The 18,116-nt window shown below is 70.3% G+C and carries 16 protein-coding genes; 4 read left to right on the plus strand and 12 right to left on the minus strand.

The window, feature by feature from the left end:
* Nucleotides 1–101: 101 nt before the first annotated feature.
* Nucleotides 102–2,390 (minus strand): ribonuclease R family protein, encoded by a 2,289-nt coding sequence (locus ACTIGN_RS07525; protein ID WP_439622396.1) that lies wholly within the window; start codon nt 2,388–2,390, stop codon nt 102–104.
* A 393-nt stretch (nt 2,391–2,783) separates the two neighbouring features.
* Here ACTIGN_RS07525 and ACTIGN_RS07530 point away from each other — a divergent pair, with 393 nt between their 5' ends.
* Nucleotides 2,784–3,083: an ATP-dependent Clp protease adaptor ClpS gene (locus tag ACTIGN_RS07530; RefSeq protein ID WP_439622398.1), complete on the plus strand. Its 300-nt coding sequence runs from the start codon at nt 2,784–2,786 to the stop codon at nt 3,081–3,083.
* 23 nt (nt 3,084–3,106) lie between these two features.
* On the opposite strand, the gene ACTIGN_RS07535 is transcribed toward ACTIGN_RS07530, so the two are convergent.
* From ACTIGN_RS07535 to ACTIGN_RS07570, 8 genes are all read right to left on the minus strand, one after another.
* A complete protein-coding gene (locus ACTIGN_RS07535; RefSeq protein WP_439622400.1) occupies nt 3,107–3,331 on the minus strand; it encodes an addiction module protein in 225 nt (74 codons plus the stop codon).
* 106 nt (nt 3,332–3,437) lie between these two features.
* Entirely contained in the window at nt 3,438–3,875 is a 438-nt protein-coding gene (locus ACTIGN_RS07540; protein WP_439622401.1) for a hypothetical protein, read from the minus strand.
* Nucleotides 3,876–3,934: 59 nt separating this feature from the next.
* Entirely contained in the window at nt 3,935–4,444 is a 510-nt protein-coding gene (locus ACTIGN_RS07545) for a DUF4058 family protein (protein ID WP_439622402.1), read from the minus strand.
* Nucleotides 4,377–4,637 (minus strand): hypothetical protein, encoded by a 261-nt coding sequence (locus ACTIGN_RS07550; RefSeq protein ID WP_439622403.1) that lies wholly within the window; start codon nt 4,635–4,637, stop codon nt 4,377–4,379. Before ACTIGN_RS07550 ends, ACTIGN_RS07545 begins: the two co-directional genes overlap by 68 nt.
* Nucleotides 4,638–4,701: 64 nt before the next feature.
* Nucleotides 4,702–5,163, minus strand: coding sequence for a hypothetical protein (locus ACTIGN_RS07555; RefSeq protein ID WP_439622405.1), 462 nt, complete (start codon nt 5,161–5,163; stop codon nt 4,702–4,704).
* 201 nt (nt 5,164–5,364) lie between these two features.
* Nucleotides 5,365–6,177 carry a hypothetical protein gene (locus ACTIGN_RS07560; protein ID WP_439622407.1) on the minus strand — a complete coding sequence of 271 codons (813 nt, stop codon included), beginning with the start codon at nt 6,175–6,177 and terminating at the stop codon, nt 5,365–5,367.
* A gap of 125 nt (nt 6,178–6,302) precedes the next feature.
* On the minus strand, nt 6,303–6,470 hold the full coding sequence (locus ACTIGN_RS07565; RefSeq protein WP_439622409.1) for a hypothetical protein: 168 nt from the start codon (nt 6,468–6,470) through the stop codon (nt 6,303–6,305).
* 128 nt (nt 6,471–6,598) lie between these two features.
* Complete coding sequence (locus ACTIGN_RS07570; protein ID WP_439622411.1) at nt 6,599–6,865, minus strand: hypothetical protein; 267 nt, start codon at nt 6,863–6,865, stop codon at nt 6,599–6,601.
* A gap of 1,017 nt (nt 6,866–7,882) precedes the next feature.
* On the opposite strand from ACTIGN_RS07570, the gene ACTIGN_RS07575 reads away from it, so the two are divergent.
* Both ACTIGN_RS07575 and ACTIGN_RS07580 read left to right on the plus strand, forming a co-directional pair.
* Nucleotides 7,883–11,362: a hypothetical protein gene (locus tag ACTIGN_RS07575; RefSeq protein WP_439622413.1), complete on the plus strand. Its 3,480-nt coding sequence runs from the start codon at nt 7,883–7,885 to the stop codon at nt 11,360–11,362.
* A 107-nt stretch (nt 11,363–11,469) separates the two neighbouring features.
* Nucleotides 11,470–12,705 carry an LptF/LptG family permease gene (locus tag ACTIGN_RS07580; protein ID WP_439622415.1) on the plus strand — a complete coding sequence of 412 codons (1,236 nt, stop codon included), beginning with the start codon at nt 11,470–11,472 and terminating at the stop codon, nt 12,703–12,705.
* Nucleotides 12,706–12,784: 79 nt separating this feature from the next.
* Here the strand turns inward: ACTIGN_RS07580 and ACTIGN_RS07585 are convergent, their stop codons facing one another.
* On the minus strand, nt 12,785–13,153 hold the full coding sequence (locus ACTIGN_RS07585) for a hypothetical protein (protein ID WP_439622417.1): 369 nt from the start codon (nt 13,151–13,153) through the stop codon (nt 12,785–12,787).
* A 96-nt stretch (nt 13,154–13,249) separates the two neighbouring features.
* Nucleotides 13,250–14,359, minus strand: a complete 1,110-nt coding sequence (locus ACTIGN_RS07590; protein WP_439622419.1) for a DUF1559 family PulG-like putative transporter — start codon at nt 14,357–14,359, stop codon at nt 13,250–13,252.
* A 577-nt stretch (nt 14,360–14,936) separates the two neighbouring features.
* Here ACTIGN_RS07590 and ACTIGN_RS07595 point away from each other — a divergent pair.
* Nucleotides 14,937–16,184 (plus strand): outer membrane protein assembly factor BamB family protein, encoded by a 1,248-nt coding sequence (locus tag ACTIGN_RS07595; protein ID WP_439622421.1) that lies wholly within the window; start codon nt 14,937–14,939, stop codon nt 16,182–16,184.
* Nucleotides 16,185–16,520: 336 nt separating this feature from the next.
* Here ACTIGN_RS07595 and nhaA read toward each other — a convergent pair whose 3' ends face one another.
* Nucleotides 16,521–17,870: a Na+/H+ antiporter NhaA gene (gene nhaA, locus ACTIGN_RS07600; protein ID WP_439622423.1), complete on the minus strand. Its 1,350-nt coding sequence runs from the start codon at nt 17,868–17,870 to the stop codon at nt 16,521–16,523.
* Nucleotides 17,871–18,116: the final 246 nt, after the last annotated feature.

Below are 18,116 nucleotides of genomic sequence, written 5' to 3' on the forward strand. Positions count from 1 at the left end.
TGTCCTCTGTCCTCTGTCCTCTGTCCTCTGTCCTCTGTCCTCTGTCCTCTGTCCGAAAATCTGCGTCCATCTGCGTAATCTGCGGATAAAACTCTTCCGCTTTAATCTCGCCGGCGCTTGTTGTTCTTCCTGACCACCCGCGGCCGGGGGCCGTAGCTCGGCACCTCGTCGACCTCGGCGGCGGGTTGCGGGGCGTTGGCGAGGCGGAAGTCGAGCATCCGGCGCTGCACGTCGACGCGGGCCACTTCGACCCTCACGCGGTCCCCGAGCCGGAACCGCCGCTTCGTCTTGCGGCCCTCTAACGCGTGGCCCATGTCGTCGTGCCAGTAGTAGTCGTCGACGAGCGACGAGATGTGGACCAGCCCCTCGGCCGGCATCGTCTCGGCCTGCGCGAAGAACCCGTAGTCCGCGACGCCGGTGATGACCGCGTCGAACTGTTCCCCGAGCCGGCCGCTCAGGTGCGTGAGGATCTTCGACTTCACCAGCTCGCGCTCGGCCGTCTCGGCGCGGCGCTCCATCTTCGAGCAGTGCTCGCCGAGGGCGGTGAGTTCCGCGAGGTCGGCCGACGCGGTCCCGTGCTTGATCCACCGGTCCAGGAGCCGGTGAACCTGCAGGTCCGGGTAGCGGCGGATCGGCGAGGTGAAGTGGCAGTAGTCCTGGCTCGCGAGCGCGTAGTGCTCGTCCTGGATCGGTGAGTACGCGGCCTGCTTGAGGCTCCGGAGCAGCGCGAAGTGGATCGCGGCGCGCTCGGGCTTGTCGGCGGTCTCGGCGAGCACCCGCTGCAGCTCGAACCGGTCCTGGGGCCGCTTGATGCGGTACCCGAGGAGGCCGGTGAACTGCGCGAACGCCTCGAGCTTCTCCTCGTTCGGGGCCGGGTGGACGCGGCGCAGGAACGGCACCTCGTACCGCGAGAAGTGCTCGGCGACCGCCTCGTTGGCTGCGAGCATGAACTCCTCGACGATCTGGTGGCTCAGGTTGTGCTCGGCGAAGTGCGCCCCGGACACGCGGCCGTTCGCGTCGTACTCGAGCACCGCCTCGGGCATCTCCAGTTCGAGCGCCCCGCGCTTGAACCGCTTCTTGCGGAGCAGGAGCGCCAGGTCGCGCATGCGGCGGATCATCGCCACGAGTTCGGGAGTCAGGGGACGGGGGTCGGGAGTCCGGGCCGGACCCGCCGCGTCACCCTCTTCGTTCGTTTGCTTACTGACCCCCGACTCCGGACTCCTGACCCCGTCGCCGCCCGCCAGCTCGACCAGCACCGCCTGCACCTCGTCGTAGGTGAAGCGGCGGCGGTTGCGGATCGCGCCGTTGAAGAACGTGACGTCGGCCCGCTGCAACCCCGGGGTGAACTCCATCCGCACCGTCTTGACGTACCGCACCTTGTCCTGCTGCAGCGACGCGAGCCCGTTCGAGATCACCTCCGGGAACATCGGGATGACCTTCTGCGGCAGGTACACGCTGGTCGCCCGCTTGCGGGCCTCGACGTCGAGCGCGCCGCCGGGCCGCACGAACGCGCCGACGTCGGCGATGTGGACCGTCAGCACCCAGTGCTTCGTGTCGGGGTCGACGGTCACGCTCACCGCGTCGTCGTAGTCCTTGGCGTCGGGCGGGTCGATGGTGACGACGAGGTCGCCGGTGAAGTCCCTGCGGCCGCCCAGGTCGGTCTCGTCGAACTGGCTGGCGGCCTGCCGGGCCTCGTCGAGCGCCGACTCGGGGAACGCCTCCGGGAGCCCGAACGCGCGGATCACCGAGAGGGTGTCGACGCCGGGGTCGCCGTGCGGCCCGAGCACCTCGGAGATCACCCCCTCGCCGCGGCGGTCGGGGGTCGGGAACCGCAGCATCTCGATGACGACCTTGTCCTGCGGCTTCGCCCCCTTCGCGCCCGGGTCGCCGACCGCGACGCTGTGCGAGAACAGCGTGCCGTCCACCCGCACGAGCGCCTCGCCGCCCCGCTCGAAGTAGGTGCCGACGAACGTGCGCGTCGCGCGCTCGAGCACGCGGACGATCTCGCCGGCGGCGTCCTTGATGCTCGTGGCGGCGCGCGTGACGCGCACCAGCACCTCGTCGCCGGTGGCCGCGTCGAGCCCCTTGTCCTCGCGGATGTACACGTCGGGCTTCAACGCGCCGTCCACCGCGTGCGGGCGCACGAACCCGTGCCCGGCGGCGGCGCGGCGGTAGATCCCGGTGACGGTGCCGTGCGGGTCGGCGGCCCGGATCGTCTGGTTCCGGCCGACCGCGAGCCGCCCGGTGCGGACCAACTCGCGGACCGTCTTGCGGAACTCGGGGTACGCCTCCTCGCCGAGGTTCAGCCGCTTGAACAGCGGCTTCGCCTTGATCGGCGTGTAGCCGTGCGAGGTGACCGTGTGCAGGATGCGGGCGAGGAGGTCGGCCATGTCAGCTCAGGGAGGAAGGCCTGGAAGGCACGAAATCCGAAGCACGGAAATCGAAAGAAGACGTCGGCTCCGCGCTTCGAACGTGTCCAGATGACATCGGGATTCGGGTCTTGGTTCGAGTTTCGAATTTCGGATTTCGTGCTTCGAATTTTCCCGCGGTCGCGCGGGCCCGCACCATTGTTCGCACGCGCCGCCCAATCGGCAAATCCGGCGCGCGCGAACGCGGTCCCCGCGGGGCCTTCACGTCCGGCCACTTGCCGATTTGACGCGGGGGCGGGCGGTGGTTACTGTGAAGGTGGGTCGGGGTTCTCACTGGACCGCCCGCCCTCTCCCACGGGCGGCGTCTCCTGCGGTTGCGGCTCCGGCTGCGGCCGCGGGACAACCGAGGTCGCCATGTCCATCCGCCCCTCGTTCCGGCACTACGACCGCTCGGACCTCTGGGGGTTCGAACTGGGCCGGCACCCCCGCCGCTTCAAGGTGGTCCTGCACCGGGCCGCCGACAAGAACCTGATGTTCGTGGCGAAGGTGGTGATGGAGTTGACCCACTTCGGCACGGCCGAGGCCGAGTACCGGATGTGGGAGGCGCACCACCGCGGCCGGTCGCTGGTGCTGGTGACGCACCTCGAGCGCGCCGAACTCATGGTCGAGCAGTTCGCCGACCGCGGCCTCCCCGCGAGCATCGAACCGGAGTGAGGGGCGGAGAACTGCCCAACAACTCAACTCCGGGCCCGAGCCGCGGCTCTCACGACTTCCCACGGCGTGCCGCGTGCCGGGTCGGCGTCGGCGAGGGCGAGTCGCCGTTCGAGTTCGGCGCGAACTTCGGGTGAGATCGGCTGCTGGTCCAGGGCGTCGTGGACGCTATCCCAGAGCGCCTGCGCGAGGGCGAAGCGGTCGCCCGGACTGAGGGCGTCGAGCCCGAACTGCTGAAGCGTCGGCGACATCGCGAGTTACTCCTGCGGAGGGCCATCGCCAGTTTACACCGCGCGGTTCAGACGTGCCGCCCGCTTTCTGCCGCTTAACGGCATCCGAAATCGAACGGACTGTGCTTCAGTCGGAGCTGCTGCCGATGAACACGAGCCCGCCCGCCGGACCTGCAATGACAAACGCGAAGTCCCAGAAGACCGGGTACGCTGGATGCCCCTTCCGGAGACCGAACGCAGCCAACAGGCTCGCCTCGGCGGTGGCCCGCTCCAACTCGGAGAGAACCGCCGGAACCAGTTCCTTGAAACGCCGCGACTGCAGGGCCGATGGCTTGGGCCCACATCCTTCGTCGCCGACGTATTGAAGTGCTTGTTTGACCTCGGCGACAATTTCAGCGCCCGTGACCGGCACTGACCCGGTGACGACCGCGGACGGCCCAAGGGCTTGAGTCACATACCACGCGGCTGGTTCGCCCGGGGCGAACGGGACACGGTAGATGCGGAGGAAGACTACGTAATTGTACCCGTACAGCAACGGCTCCAACTCCGCCAGCAACGCCTCCATGGCATCCCCTCTGCGTGCCGAACTTGGAATTGGGCCGGTCCGCTGTGGCGCTACCCCGCTCACCCCAGGTACGCGGCCTCGGTCGCGCGGCGGTACGTCGCTTCGAGCTCGACCGTTACCGACTCGTCGGCCGAGAGGGGGAGGCGCATCTGCGGGAGCGGGTCGCCGACGGTCAGAGGGCGTCGCCACACGGCCAGGAAGCGGCCGCCGTCGGGCGACGGGCCGCCCACGCGGTAGGCGACGGCGTTGGGCGACGGCAGCGCCGGTTGGCTCATCCCGAGCGCCCGTGCGATCTCGTCGGCGAACGAGAACGCCGCGGGCCGCCGGTGGACGTCGACAACCAACAGGTGGACCCCGCGAATCAGGTAGCCGGCATACGCCGCGGCGTAAGCGGTCCGGGCCGACAGACGGTCCTTGTTCCGCGGCGACACCAGCTCGACGGCCGTGACCAACCGCCCGGCGCGTTCGACGAGAAGGGCAGTATCGGCCGACAGCGTCGCGTCAGCGACCTCCTCGTCCGGCTCGGGACCGGGGTCGGGCTCGGGTGCGGGGGGCCGCGGGCGGCGCACCGGCGGGCCAGTCCCGGACCCCGACGTCCGGCCGCCCGCCCTCCGGCCCGCCGATGGCGAACGTCGGCGTGGTGCCGATGTACGCCCGGTACGCCGGCGGGAGCTGGGGCTTGATCGCGTAGAGCAACTCGACGCCCCAGACCTGCCGCACCCCGTCCCATCCGGGCAGCGCAGACCAGTCGTGCAGCGGCATTGCGGGTGCCCCGGTCGCGGGAACGGCTCCCAAACTCGCCGGCATTGTACCAGACCCCTCGGCGTCACGCGCCCGCGGTCGGGGAGTCGGGGTACTCGGTCATCGACACGTCGCGGCGGTCGCCGTCGAGGATGACGCGGAGGAAGAGGTGGTCCCGCGTGAGGCGGCCGTGCGGGAGCATGCGGCGCTTGACGGGCGTGCTGGCGAAGTACACCTCGTGCCCGTCGGTCACCCGCTCCGGGATGCGGATCACGTCGCCGGTCGTGCGCTGGGTCTCGAGCGCCCACGCGAGCTTCTTCTCGGCGGGGTCGGCGTCGTTCGGCTCGAACGCCTTGAGGTTCTCCGCCACCCGTTCGAGGAGCGCGAGGTGCTCCTCGGACGTGTCCGCGTCGCGGGTGAAGAGGACGAACGCGAACTCGAACGCCGCCGGCTTCGCGTCGTACAGGCTCGTGTTCGCGAGGATGATCCGCGCGACGACGGTCCGCCCGTCGCGCTGGAGCCGCTTCTCCCGCTGCCCCTCGACCACGACATGTACGCGAGCCCCAGAACCACGACCGCCACCAGCCCGACGCACACCCACCCCCAAATCGGCATCGCTCACTCCCGACGGAAGCCACCGCGTGGCCGAACGAAACACTCGCTCACCGGCCCGGCGACGCGGTGAGCGACGAACCTCGGAAAGCCTGCGTGTCTTCGACGTCTGCAACGCCCGGTTCGGCGGACCTCGCTACCAGAACTTCCACCACGGGCGCTTCGGTGGGGGTGCCGCAGGGGCCGTCTCTCCACCGTCCGGGCCGGCTTTCGACTGCACCACCTGCACCCCGCCACACAGCGGACAGAAGGCGCTGAACATGCTCATCTGGGCGCCGGCCGGAACGTTCGGGAACACCGCTCGCATCAGGTCCGATGGCGCGTCGAAGAGTTCCGAGTGCCCGCACTTCCGGCACGGGTGGATGACCCACGCCCCGCGTTCCCGGAGGTACTTGTCGGTGACCATGACCGGGAACTCGGCCCCGTCGGCGACCACGAACGTGATCTCGCTGCCCTGGCGCACGCTGCGGAGGTTGTGCGGTTGATTGAGGACGCGGCCCCGGAACACCTCACCGTTCACGCCGGTGACCGAGACCCAGACCGCCTCGGCCGGGTTGGGGGAGGTCCGCGGCCCGCCGTCGTGAACGAACACCTGGAGGTCGTCCGGGTGGTCCGGTAGGAACCGGCCCTTGAGCTTCGGGTGCTCCCGCCACACGCCCCACGGACTGCCCGGCGGGGGCTGTGGACCGTAGAACTCCGCCACCCACGAGGGCGGGGATTCCAGGCCGAGTGCTGCGATCTCGTTTGGGTTCAACGGTCGCCACGGCACCCCCGGCATCGGCAGCCGCACGATGACCCGCGACGACTGGTCGAGGCTGGTCCCCTCGACCTTCCACCCCTGGGCCGAGAACCCGGCCTGGGGATCGGCGTAGGTGAACCCAACAATCGCGGGCTGTCCGGGGATCTCCAGGCGGATCCAGGTGCCGGCCGGCACCAGCGCGTCAGCCACGGGTTGCGAGTTCGGATCCGATCGCTCACCACTCCCCATCCGCACGCCCTCCACTGCCGAACGAAACACCAAACTCACCGGCCCCGGCGACGCGGGGAGCGCAACCCGCTGTCCTGTTGACCGACTCACCCGCCCACCTTCTCGGTCTCCGCGGGCGGGCGACGCGGCCAGAACGCGATGGCGAAGAAGAGGACGGCCCAGAAGTACCCGCCGATCGCCTCGCCCGTGTTCGCAGCGTGCCGGACCTGCATCCCACCGAAGGCCAGCGCGAGCCAACCGAGAACAAACCACACCCACCGGGGTCGCCCCCATCGCCTCCCGGTCATCCGCGAGCCCTCCGCCGAACGAGACTACGTGCGGGCTGGGAGACACGAATCAGCAAGCGGTTCCGTGCGGCGGGGTCAGCACCGGGCCGCGGCGGTCAACGGCCGCTCAACCGGAGGAAGACCCCGAGGAACCCCACCAGGAGCGTGCACACGAACGCCGCAACCACCGCCACCTCGAACTGGCCCTGGAAGACCGACGCCACGGCCTTCACCGCCGTCCACGCCGCTCCCAATCCCGCCCCGACCGCACCGACCCCCAGCGCGACCGTCGCCGCCGGCAAACCTGCCGCCCGCCCGCGGACCGAGGCACCGTCGCGCTCGGCGGGGAAGTCGTACCCACAGGACGGGCATGCGGGCATCATGGCGCCCATCGCGGCGTTGCATTTCGGGCAGAAGGCCATTCGCGTGTGGCTCCCTCGCCGAACGTCACCCCACAGCAGTTGTGCGGGCCGAATGAGCGATGAATCTGGGAATCCCTACACGCCCGCGCCGTCGGCTGCCGCGCCTGGGGCGGCATCGGCGCTGTTGAACCGCCGTGGTCCAGGATAGGCGCAGCTGTGACAGCGGCCTAAAGGCCTCACAAAGCGTTCCGGAGATGCGAACCGCGCCTGGCAACGCGGGCAGCGAACCAAGTGCATCCCCACGAAACCCGCCCCGGTCGCAAACCAGCACAGGAACGAGGGCCAAGAGGCACGGGGGATCGCGGCTTGGGCGTTGAGTGCCCACAACACCAGGTACGTGCTCGCCCCTGTGGCCCAGACGATCAGCCACGCCCAGTACCAGAACAGAGACGACCCGCGATCAACGACCCGCCGCACGGGCGTCCTCCTCGGCGTCGAGGGCCGCGAACAGTTCCCCCGCGAGCGAATCGAGCCCGTCGTGGGGGAGGTCGGCTCGCCCGACGGGCGGCGCAGCAGGATCGCGGCCACCGCCGACTGCTTGTCCGGTTCCGGCAGTGTGTCGAACAGGTCGAGCACGTGGCGGACGGGTTCGCTCATGGCGACCTCCGGACAGGTTAGCGGCATCTTACCGGAGCGAGTTGACCCCCACAACCAGGCACCAGTCCCCAAGCACCGGGTGCGCCTGTGAATTCGGGCGAGCGGGGGACGTGAGTCCCCCGGTAGAACTGCAATTCTCATTCACCGGGGGACTTACGTCCCCCGCTCGCCTTTCAGACACGGCCACGGAGTGGGTCTCGCTGGTCGGTCGCGCCACACCTCAACCACACACCTCGGGGCGGCCCGGAACGTCGCACGCACGTTCGCGGGTCGCCGCACGCACTCGCAATTGACCAGATTCCGGACCCTGCTATGGTCCCGCGACTTGCCGGACCGTCCGGGGCGCACGCCCGTGGTCCGGCGCAGGCTCGCAGGTGGCGGATGTCGTTGCGGAGCTGGGCGATCCGAGGGTCGATCATCGCGGGGCTGGCGGCCGTTGCCAGCTTCGGGTGGCTCGCGCGCTCGTGGGTCAGCCCGGACCGCATCCGCGCCCAGGTCGTCGCCACCCTCGCCGACCAGTTCGAAGGGGTCGACGTCCACGTCGGCGACGCCCGGCTCCGGCTGTTCGGCGGCATCGCCGTCACCGACGTGCGGCTCACCCGGCACGGGGCCGACACGCCGTTCCTCGTCGTCCCGAGCGGGGTGCTGTCGCACGACAAGGAGCAGCTCAACCGCGGCCGGCTCGTCATCAAGAAGATCGAGCTCGACAACCCGGTGTTCCACGTCGAGCGCGGCCCCGACGGCAAGTGGAACGTCGCCGAGGCGCTCACCCGCTCCGACGGCCGCAAGCCGCTCACCGCCGACACCCCGGTGCCGACGTTCGTGATCCGCAACGGCACGATCCACATCACCGACAACGGCCCGGACCCGGTCCCGGAGATGACGCTCACCGACGCGAGCCTCACCCTCCTGAACGACCCGCTCACGGTGCTGGCGGTCCAGGCGAAGGTGACCGCGGGCGGGTTCGGGCAGGTGCTCGTGCGGGCGAAGGTGAACCGGGCCAACGGCGAGGCGTCGGTCGCGGTCGAGGTGCCGGAGTTCCCGCTCGGCGAGGCCGCGGGGCTGGCGGCGGCCAGGTTCGCCCCGGCGCTGGCCCCGCACTGCCAGGGGCTCACCGCGACCGCGGCCGTCACGGCCGTGCTGTCGTACAGCCCGGACGCCGCGCGGAAGTGGGGCCACGACGTGTGGTTCGACATCAAGGACGCGAAGTACGTCAGCCCGGACGTGCCGTGGCCCATCGAGCGGATCGCCGCCCGGGTCCACGTCGAGAACGGGAAGGTGTCGGTGGACGGCGCGACCGCCCAGGTCAACGGCGCGAAGGTGCGGCTGTCGCTGGAGACCCGGCGGAACCTCGCGGCCGCCGCCGAGCGGCAGACCGACGCGACCGCCTCGGGCACCGGGGCCGGGACCGAGGACGGGGCCGGCCCGGCGCTGCGGAAGCTCGAGGACCTGTTCCAGCGGGTCGAAATGTCGGTGTCCGGCGTGGGCATCGACGACGACCTGGTGAGCCGGCTCCCGGGCCGCGCCGCGGAGCTCCGCCGGATGTACTCCCCGGTCGGGAAGGTGGACCTCGGGTACAAGTACGCCCGCGAGGGCAACGGCTGGAAGCGGGAGCTGGAGCTGCGCCCGAAGCAGATCTCGGGGTGCTACGAGAAGTTCAAGTACCCGGTCACCGACGTCCGCGGGTGGGTGAAGCGGACCGACACGCACGCCGGGCCGCCGACGATGGGCATCGACCTCGTGGGCGTGGCCGGCGGGCAGCTCATCACCATCAAGGGGCAGCTCGTCGGCGACGGCCCGGACCCGGCGATCAACCTCCGCATCACCGGCGCGAACTTCGCGATGGACGACACGCTGGTGAACGCGTTCCCGCCCAAGTACATCGAACTGGTGCGCCGGTTCCGGGCGACGGGCCGCGGCGACTTCGTGGCCGAGATCGTCCAGCAGGCGGGCGTGAACCTGTGCGAGAACGAGTTCCGCATCGACGTCCGCGACGCGACCATCAACCACTCCGAGTTCCCGTACCCGCTCGACAAGGTGAAGGGCCGGCTGGTGATCCGGGCCGCGGCGACCGACCCGCGGCGGCCGGTGCGGCCCGGGGAGCCGCTCGTGCCCCCGCCGGACCGCGACGAGATCGTCCTCGACGGGTTCACCGCCACCCACGCCGGCGCGGCCGTGTGGCTCAACGGCTCGAAGAGCCCGCTCCCGAACAGCCCCGACCACAAGCTGACGCTCGACGTGGGCGGGAACAACTGCCCGATCGACGCGGACCTGAAGCGGGTGTGTACCGCGTTCAACGTCGACACCGTGTGGGGCCAGTTCAAGCCGGCCGGCCGGGTGACGTTCACGGCGCACATCGAGCTGCTCGACCGCGCCCCGCCCCCGGGCCGCCCGGACCGCGACCCGCCGATCGACCCGGCGACCGACCTGAAGCTCACGTTCAGCTTCTCCGGGCCGACCGTCACCCCGGTGTTCCTGCCGTACGAGCTCACCGACCTCGCCGGGTGGCTGGAGTACAAGCAGGGGCAGGTGATCGCCAACCACGTCACCGCCCGGCACGGCGCGTCGCGGCTCAAGATGGCCGCGGCCGACGTGCGGCTGTACCCGGACGGGGGCGTGTGGGCCAACATGGGCGGGATCGAGGTGTCGCCGCTCGTGGCCGACGACGCGCTGTACCGGGCGCTCCCGGGCCAGCTCGGGCCGGCCGTCGAGGAGCTGAAGATCAAGGGCGGCGCGGAACTGCTCGTGAAGCACCTGGTGGTGTGGGAGCCGCCGACCGCGAACCGCGCCCCGCCGGCCGAGCCGGCCCCGCTGCCACTCGCCGCGGTCCCGCCGGCGGGCGGGATCAAGCAGGTCCGCGCCGAGCGGACCGAGACCCCCGACCCCGCGCCGTCGAAGACGGTCGTGTACTGGGACGGCGAGTTGAAGCTGGCCGGCGCGTCGTTCGACACGGGCGTCGGCTGGGAGCAGGTGTTCGGCGCGATCGGGTGCCGCGGGCGGTACGACGGCGACCACTGCGGGCTGGTCCGCGGGGCGCTGTGGCTCGACCGGGCGGTCGTGGCCCGGCAGCCGGTGAGCCGGCTCTCGGCCCGGGTGACCGCGCAGCCCCAGGCCCCGGACCCGGCCCGGCCGGGCGAGTTCCTGCCGATCGAGGCCGAGTTCACCGACGTCGCCGGCGACCTGTTCCACGGCGTCCTCGGCGGCCAGGGCCGGGTCGCGTTCACCGAGGTCCCGCGGTTCAGCCTGTGGCTCACCGCCACCGACGTGCAGCTCGACGAGATGGCCAAGCACTACAAGATCGGGTCCGACGCCGACCTGAAGGGGATCGCGCAGGCCCAGTTGCTCCTCTCGAACCGGCCCGACCCGAAGACCGGGCGGCTGGTGCTCGAGGGGTCCGGCAAGGTCGACGTGCCGACCGGCCGCATGTACAACCTGCCGGTCCTCCTCGACCTGGTGAAGGTGCTCAAGCTCCAGGCCCCGGACAAGACCGCGTTCGAGGAGGCGCACGCCACGTTCCGCATCCAGGGGGACCGGGTGAAGGTGGACCAGGTGGACCTGATCGGCAAGGCCCTGTGCCTGGGCGGGAGCGGGGAACTGGACCTCACCGGCGAGTACGTGAAGTTCGACTTCTACACGCTCGGCTCGCAGGTGATGGCCCGCATGGTGAACACCCCCGTGGGCGACCTCACGGCGTTCCTGAGCAAGAACCTGTTCCGCATCAAGCTGACCCGCGAGGGCGGCGAGCTGAAGTACCGGCCCGAGGCGGTGCCGCTGGTGACCGAGCCGGCCCGCGCCGTCGCCGACCGGCTCCGCGCCCGCGCGTCCAAGATGTTCACGGGCGGGACCGGCGGCGCGAAGTAGCGGGGTGCGGTGGCGAACCCTGAGCGCGAGCGAGGGGGTGAAGCGCACCCCCTCGCTCGCGCTCGGGGTTCGCCCAGACGACCGAGACAAACCCGAGGCGCACGACGATGACCGGCACGCTCCTGAACCGCCTGATCTTCCTCGAACTCCTCAAGGTGTTCGTGCTGGCGCTGACCGTGCTCACCGGCCTGCTGGTCACCGCGCTGCTCGTGCAGCAGGGGATGCAGATGGGGCTGTCGATCGCGCAGGTGGTCCGCGCGATCCCGCTGTTCGTGCCCAACACGCTCCCGTACACGATCCCGGCGACCACGCTGTTCGCGTCGTGCGTCGTGTACGGGCGGCTGTCGCACGACAACGAGGTGGTCGCCATCAAGGCCGCCGGGGTCCACCTGTTCACGATCCTCAAGCCGGCCATCCTGCTCGGCGCGCTGGCGGCGGCGGCGACCGCCGCGCTGTACCACACGGCGATCCCGCTGTCGCAGCAGGTGCTCTACAAGCAGCTCCTCGAGAGCCCCGAGGAGCTGCTCTACAACATGCTCCGCCGGGACCGGTGCATCCGGCACCCGGGCATGGCGTACGTCATGTACGTCCGCGACGTGCAGGGCAAGCGGCTCGTCGACGTGATCATCAAGAAGCGGACCAAGCTGCGGAACGCCAAGACCGGCCAGGAGGCGTACTTCGGGTACGAGGTGGTGGCCCGGGCCCGCGAGGCCCGGCTCCGCGTCGACCCCGCCGAGGGCAAGCTGTACGTCGACCCGGACCGGCTGGTGGTGTACGACAAGAACACCGCCGGGGCCGCCGCGTCCAACGGCCCGTTCCCGATCGACCTGCCCGAGGGGCTCAACGGCAAGGACTCGAAGACCCGCGTCTCGGCGATGCTCTGGGACGAGCTGCCGGCGAAGATCGAGGCCGCCCGCGGGGACACGGCCGCGGCCGCCCAGCGGCGGCAGGACAACCTCGACGCGGCCCAGGACCAGCCGAACCCCGAGCTGCGGCAGCGCTCGCTCGACCAGGACCGGCACTACAAGATGCAGGTCGACTACTACAAGCGGACCCAGCGGAACCTGGAGGCCGAGTACTACCTGCGGCCGGCGCTGGCGTTCGGGTGCTTCCTGTTCGCGCTCGTCGGGTGCCCGATCGGCATCTGGGCGAACCGGGCCGACTACCTGAGCACGTTCGTGATCTGCTTCCTGCCGATGATGTTCGTCTACTACCCGATCCTGCTCGCCGGCACCGGCATGGGCAAGGACGGCAAGGTGCCGCTCGTCGTCGGGTGCTGGCTCGCCAACGGCCTCTTCTCGGTGGTCGCCGTGGCGCTCAACGCCCGCCTGCTCCGCCGGTAGCGCGGCCCCGGAAACGCGAGCGGGTCCGCCGTTTGGCGGACCCACCATGAACACAACAGTTGGAACGCCCAGGCCGGGGTCACTTCACTTCGATCGTCACCGGCTGCGTCCCGTCGATCGCGACCGCGTTGTCCGCGGTCGGGGACTTGAAGCTCTCGGGGATCTTCGCGTAGGCCGGGTACTTGGCGTTCCCCTCGTCGAAGTACGGGACGTACTTCCCGGGAACCACCTTGGTGGTGATCGTGCCGCTGGCGTCGAGCTTGCCGCCCCCGGGTAGCGCATTCTGCTGCGGCTGGAGGGTGAGATTCAGATCCTTGGCCGAGGCTCCGCCCGGCAGCCGGACGGAGACCTTCACTTCGACCGGGTCCGGCCGCATCTCGGGCTTGCCTTCGCACCCCAGGACCGTGAGGGCGGTGGCCGCGAACAGGGCGATCATCGTGAGTCGCATGTGCGAATCGCTCCGTGGTGTGGTTGGTCAGTGTGGGAACGGCCGCGGGCCGGAGGGTTGGTGCCTCCGGCCCGCGGGTCGTGCGTCGGATGCGGATCAGTCGAGGGTGACGGTCTGGCCGTCGGTCGCGCCGATACTGTACTTCAGGACGGTAAAGGTCGTGCTGTCCCGGATAAAGCGCACGCTGCCGTCACCCATCACCGCGTTCACGCCGCCGGTGTGGAAGCTGAACGGCTCGTCGTTCGGCCCACAGTTGTTGACCGACCAGAGGCATTCCGGGGGGCCGCCGATCGGGGTGGCGTAGTTGTTGATCTTGGCAACCCGACTGGCGGGGCTGGTCGCGTTGCTCGGACCCGAGAAGCCGTTGGCAACGGCGTCCGGGTCGGCCCAGGCGTACACCCGGCGAGCTTCCGTTTCGCCACCACTGCCGGCAACAGGGAAGGCGTTTCGACCGACCGCCTTGGTCGGCGAGGGGCGGGCCGACTGCGAACCGAAGGTGGCGACGGTCGGGTGCGCCCGGCTCGCGTCTTCGATGCACAGGATGGTGTTGGAGGTGCCGTCAGTCACGCCGGTAACCGTTCGACCGTCACACGTCAAGAAGCCCTGCTCCTTGCCGTTCATGCCGCCGGAGGGCAGGGCAGAGTTGCGCACGCCAGACGAGTTATCGACGTCCGTTTGGGTCGGGAACATGTAGTCGAACCCGCCGAGCCCGGTGACGGGGTCACGGGCGTCGTTGGCGATCGGCGCGCTGGGGCAGATGAAGGTCTTGATCTTGGTCTTGGCGGCCTCCTGTCCGCTCGGCCACGCCGAGTCGTCGTAGGCGTAGCCCAGCGACTTCGGGTGCATACTGGCGTAGCCCGTCGAACCCGTCCCGGTCAAGGGGGCGGTGACGTTGAACATGACGTACACCGAGTTCTGCTCAATGTACGGGAGGATCAGCGTGGCGGTCGAGTGGACCGAGTACTGGGTCGTGCCGGACCCGGTCGAGTCGCACTGCCCGATCGACGGGAACACCATGTTGGCGCTCTCGTAGTTGTGGCAGCCCAGGCCCATCTGCTTCAGGTTGTTCTGGCAGGTCATGCGGGCGGCGGCCTCGCGCACCTTCTGCACGGCGGGGAGCAGCAGGCCGATCAGGACCGCGATGATCGCGATCACGACCAGCAACTCGATCAGGGTGAACCCAGGTGTCAGGCGCTTCCGCAACATTCCGTAACTCCAAGCACTTTAAGGTGAGACTGGAACCGCACACGTTGCGATCCCGATACGTCGACCACAACTCTCGGTCCCAGCCCGCGGAGAGAAGGTCGCACCACCGCAGTGCGGTAATTTCTGTGCGACCATAAACTCGACCCGGTTAACGGGTGTCACTTCACAGGGATGTTAGGGACATCATGTGTGGCCCTCATGAAGATTGAGGTCAGGTGGGGTGAAACTTCGGCAGTCCACGTTCGCGACGCGGACGCATCCGCGCCGCGGGGGCACAACCGAGCCGCTACGGGCGTGGTTGATACGGTGAAACTGTCCGATCTGTGGTCAAATATAAGCGGATGTGTGGGGGCGGAATGTTTGTTTCGTGAAGAGCGCGAGAAGATGCGCCCGAAGGCGACGATTATGAGTTTGCCGAGAAGATGCCGCAAAGATGGCGCGTCGATCGCGTGACGCTTTCGTGTCGGCGGCCGGAACAGCGGCGCTTCGAGCGGCCCGACGCCCCCCCCGCCGGGTGGAACGGGCGGACCGCCGCGCCTTACTAATGGGGTGCCGAACACCCCACGGACCGGAACCCATGCGCACCCTCGTGACCCTGTCCCTCGTCGCCGCGGTCCTCGCGGCCGCCGGCGCGCCCGCGGTGCCGGCCGACTGGCCCCAGTGGCGCGGCCCGACCCGCGACGGCGTCGCCCCCGGCCCGGCGTGGCCCGACACGCTCACCGGCGACGCGCTCAAGCAGGTGTGGCGGGTCGAGAACCTCGGCCCGAGCTACTCCGGGCCGGTCGTCGCCGGCGACCGCGTGTTCACCACCCAGACCGTCGACAAGAAGACCGAGGTCGTGACGGCGCACGACCGCGGGACCGGCAAGGAGCTGTGGCGGGCGAGCTGGGAGGGGGCGGTCTCGGTCCCGTTCTTCGCCGCCAAGAACGGGAGCTGGATCCGCTCGACCCCCGCGTTCGACGCCGGGGTGCTGTACGTCGCCGGGGTCCGCGACGTGCTCGTGGCCCTCGACGCCGCGACCGGCAAGGAGCTGTGGCGGCTCGACTTCGTCAAGGAGTTCTCGGCCCCGGTGCCGGACTTCGGGTTCGTGTGCTCGCCGCTCGTGGACGCCACCGGCGTGTACGTCCAGGCCGGCGCGAGCTTCGTGAAGGTGGACAAGAAGACGGGCAAGGTGCTGTGGCGGGCGCTGAAGGACGCGGGCGGGATGAACGGGTCGGCGTTCTCGTCGCCGGTGCTCGCGCGGCTCGGCGGCACGGACCAGGTGGTGGTGCAGACCCGCACGAAGCTGGCCGGCGTGGACCCGGGCACCGGCAAGGAGCTCTGGGCCAAGGAGATCCCGTCGTTCCGCGGCATGAACATCCTGACCCCGCAGCCGCACGGCGACGGCGTGTTCACCAGCACCTACGGCGGCAACACCCGGCTCGTGCGCGTCACCTCATCGAGCGGGGCACTCGTAGCGGACGACGCCTGGACCCTGAAGTACGAGGGGAACATGACGTCGCCGGTGGTGGTGAACGGGCACGCCTACGTGCTGGGCAAGGACCGCCGGCTCGCGTGCGTGGACCTGGCGACCGGCAAGGAGGCGTGGCGGACCGACGAGCGGTTCGGCGAGTACTGGAGCGCGGCCGCCCGCGGCGACAAGATCCTGGCCCTCGACCAGCGCGGCACCCTGTTCCTGGTGAAGGCGAACCCGGCCGAGTTCGAGCTGCTCGACAAGCGCAAGGTGTGCGACGCGGACGCCTGGGCGCACCTCGCGGTGAGCGGCGACGAGGTCGTGGTCCGCGACCTCACCGGGCTGACGTGCTGGCGGTGGGCCGGGAAGTAGACCCGCGGGTGCGAGAGCACGGCGGCGGAACCTCGTGGCGAACCGGGTGCGCGGCGTGGCCGCCCCTCACCCGCCGCGGCCAGAGCCCCCGCGGCGACCTCTCCCCGTCGGAACGGAGCGAGGTGTTGCCCCTGGTTCTGGTGGCACAGGCCTCTGGCCTGTGTCCGCCTGCACAGGCCAGAGGCCTGTGCCACCGGACCAAGCCACCCCACCTCGCCCCCGGCTTCGGGGGAGAGGTCGCGACGAGTCTTCGAGTCGCGGGTGAGGGGCGGCCACGCGGGTTGAGTGCCAACCACGCTGCACCCGCCCGCTGCCGGCTCGTCATGGGGTTCGGCGTCACCCGCGCCGCCGCCAGATCACCACGAGGAGCACCGCGGCCCCGAGCACGGAGCTGACGAGCGAGCCGAGGAGCGTCCCGACCTTCCCGGCGGCCTCGGCGGTCGCGTACTCGGCCCCCGGGAACGCGAGGCCGTTCACGAACAGCGCCATCGTGAACCCGATCCCGCCCAGGCACGCGCCCCCGGCGAACAGCGGCCAGTCCACCCCGTCGGGCAACTTCGTCAGGCCCAGCCGCACCGCGACCGCGCACGCCAGCAGGATCCCCAGCGGCTTGCCGATCACCAGGCCGAGCGCGACGGCGACCGCGACCGGGTCGCCGAGCGCCGCCGGGTCGAGCGGCACCCCGGCGTTGGCCAGCGCGAACACGGGCATGATCGCGAACGCGACCCACGGGTGCAGGGCCGCTTCGAGGCGGTGCAGGGGCGACGACGCCTCGCGGGCGACGAACCGCAACTGGTCCAGGTCGCCGTGCCACCGCGGGGTGTGCGGCGTGTGGTTGTCGAGCCGCGCCCGCGAGGCGTCCAGGGCGCCCAGGAGCGCGTCGGCCCCGACCCACACTTGGGTCGGGGTGAGGAACCCGAGGAGCACCCCGGCGACCGTCGGGTGGACCCCGGACTTGTACACCGCGAGCCACGTCGCGATCCCGGCGAGGGTGTACACGCCGACCGAGCGGACCCCGACCCGGTTCATCGCGTAGATGAGCGCGAGCCCCGCGGCCGCGGCCCCGAGCCAGCCCCACGCGAGCGACCCGGTGAACACGAACGCGATCACCAGGACCGCGCCGAGGTCGTCCACGATGGCCAGCGACAGCATGACCACCTTGAGCCCGAGCGGCACCCGGCGGCCGAACAGCGCGAGGATGCCGACGACGAACGCGATGTCGGTGGCCATCGGCACGGCCCACCCCCGCTGACCGGGCTGGCCCCACTGGAGCGCGAGGTACACGCACGCCGGCGCGACCATGCCGCCGACCGCGGCGACCACCGGCAGCAGCGCCTTCCGCGGCTCCCGCAACTCGCCGTACACGACCTCCCGCTTGATCTCCAGCCCGACGACGAAGAAGAAGACGACCATGAGCCCGTCGTTGATGACGAGGTGCCCGAGTTCGCCGCTGATGTGGAACCCGCCGACGGCGAACTCGACGTGCGTGTGCCAGAACGCCGCGAACGCACCGGCGGCCGGCGAGTTGGCCAGCACCAGCGCGAGGACCGTGCAGGCGAGCAGCACGACCCCGCTGGCCGACTCGACGTGCAGGAACTGGCGCACCGGGGTGAGCCACCGCTCGACGGGCGGCCGCGGGACGGGGAGCGGGTTCGGCCCGGCGGCCGCGGGTGCGTGGTCGGTCATGGAACAACTCTCGTCTCAAGCGCGATCAGTGATCCCCGCGGGTCAACGTAGCGTCGCGCCGCGCCGAGAACCAGATGGGCAACCCCGCACCCCAGCGCGCTCGGGTTTGCAGCCGCGGAGCGGCGACCGAGGGTAGCCAGGGGTGGAGCGAGTCCTCGAGCGCAAACCCCTGGTCCGGGAGCGCTCGCCTCGGGACCAGGGGTTTGCCCGAAGCGGGCCGCACCCCTGGCTACCCTCGGTCGCCGC

The sequence above is a fragment of the Gemmata sp. genome, from assembly GCF_051859125.1.
In the GTDB taxonomy this organism is placed as follows: domain Bacteria; phylum Planctomycetota; class Planctomycetia; order Gemmatales; family Gemmataceae; genus Gemmata.